At 35.4% G+C, this 1,222-nt stretch carries 2 protein-coding genes; both read right to left on the bottom strand.

Annotation, left to right across the window (positions count from 1 at the left end; all coding sequences use genetic code 11):
• The coding region (locus E1171_RS01100; protein ID WP_155203249.1) for a hypothetical protein at positions 1-495 on the bottom strand (495 nt) is incomplete at its 3' end.
• Positions 496-646: 151 nt separating this feature from the next.
• A partial coding sequence (locus E1171_RS01095; protein WP_222931318.1) for a hypothetical protein occupies positions 647-1,222 on the bottom strand: 576 nt, incomplete at its 5' end.

The following is a 1,222-nucleotide window of genomic DNA, read 5'->3' as shown; positions in this document are numbered from 1 at the left end:
ATTTGTTGAGTATTCATAAACCATGATCGTGTCTCCTAATGTTGTTGGATTGAACCATTCTAAATTTTCTCCATATGGAATTTTTCCATTCCAATTTCCAATTGAAAGTTTGCTTTCTGTAAACTTATGTTTTTGCAAAATTCTCTCAACTTCCCTAGGACAAGTTTCAAAATGTAGCCAAATAGCATAATCAATTTTAGGAACAACTTGATCTTGGTAGCTCAGAATTTTAACACAGTCCGTCTGCCTTTTATCAAATAGTGCATCATAAATTTCGTCTCCTGATCTCGATTTAAAGATTTCAGTCACTTTATTATAAGACTTGCTCACAAACTTAAATCCTGTCCAACCTGTCAAGCTGAGAAAAGCAAAAAAGAAAAATAAAGCTATCAGTTTTAGTTTCTTGTCCTTCTTTGCCAAACCCCAAAAGAGTGTCAGTATGAAAATCAAGAAAGTGAATCCTGATATGATTGTCAATATTATTATTTCCTTCATTTTTAATTTCAGTCCTTGCCTTTTGGTTTTGCCGTTTTTGCCTGACCGCTAACGTTATTGCTATCAATCGTGGTTTTGGTTAGCGGGAAAGCTTTGCGCGACCATGATTTGATAGCTGGTGTTGTGTGTTCGCCTTAATTAATTCAGTAATCTATTTATTGTTCCACCTTTTTATTGCATCTCTCAACCATTGAGGTTTAGTTTCCAATGAAAAGGTTGACATATCGTATTTTTTAGTTGCTTCTTCAGCCATTTCATAAAGTTTTCGAAGAGGAGAAACATCCCATTTTTCTCTTTCGTGATCTGTAGTTTCAGGATCAACGTCCCATAGTCTCAGCCTCACACCATCTGGAACAAACTGCAAGCCGTATTTTTGTGGTTTCCCTTGATACATTAACCATTTATCATAAGCTGCTGCAGTAAATTTCTTTGCGTTTATATGGTTCAATTCAATACTTTTTAATCCATAATTATAGGCCTGCAAAAAATCGTCTGGGCAATCTCCGTGTATGAACATAATGCATGCATGAAAAAAGTCTACACCTTCAAGCTGTTCACTTGTTTCGATAATCGACTTAGCTTTAATGTTTCTTTGCCTGAAACGCTCTCTGAATAATTTGTATTCTGATGAACCATTACTGGGAGGTTGATGTAAGCAATCATGCTGATCCTCATCAAACAATATCTTTAATTTCTCATTCATTTCATTTGGTGGGTGACACACAAC

The sequence above is a fragment of the Xanthovirga aplysinae genome, from assembly GCF_009711365.1.
Taxonomy (GTDB): Bacteria; Bacteroidota; Bacteroidia; order Cytophagales; family Cyclobacteriaceae; genus Xanthovirga; species Xanthovirga aplysinae.
The sequence above is the reverse complement of the archived record's forward strand: the minus strand, read 5'-3'. Positions and strand labels throughout refer to the sequence as shown.